This window comes from Bradyrhizobium sp. Ken01 (assembly GCF_055807355.1).
In genome coordinates this window covers 1-418 of the sequence record NZ_JBVVPC010000159.1, presented here as the reverse complement: position 1 = coordinate 418, position 418 = coordinate 1, and the positions used below count along the sequence as shown (strand labels likewise).

Below are 418 nucleotides of genomic sequence, written 5' to 3'. Positions count from 1 at the left end.
GGGCGGATGGTGGCCGCTGAACGTCATGTTCACGCTGTTGGCCGCAACCGCGATGCTCTACCTGGTCGAGCGCGGCCGCTCGGTCGCTCCTATAGCGCTGTTCGTCGTGGCCGGCGGCCTGGTCGAGTTCTGTTGGCCGGCGCTGCTGCTGGCCGCCTCTGTCTGGTTGTACCTCAAGCGCCCGACGTGGGCGTCCGCGTTGATGGCGCTGCTGTCTTGCGCGTCCCTGTGGTACATCAATGGCAACCTTTGGGCGCTTGCTGTTGTGCCCCTGGTGATCGTCGCCGCCGGCGTCGATCTTCGTGTCCCGCGCCTGCGCTGGGCCTTTTACACGTACTACCCGCTGCATCTTGCCGCACTTTGGCTGATCCGCATTCCGATGCGCGAGGCGGGCTACTTGTTTTTCACCTGACCTTTG

1 protein-coding gene is annotated in these 418 nt (G+C 64.4%); it reads left to right on the top strand.

Annotated elements, in window-relative coordinates; genetic code table 11:
- On the top strand, positions 1 to 412 hold a 412-nt coding region (locus AC0L3S_RS39170; protein ID WP_473285308.1), incomplete at its 5' end, for a TraX family protein.
- Positions 413 to 418: the final 6 nt, after the last annotated feature.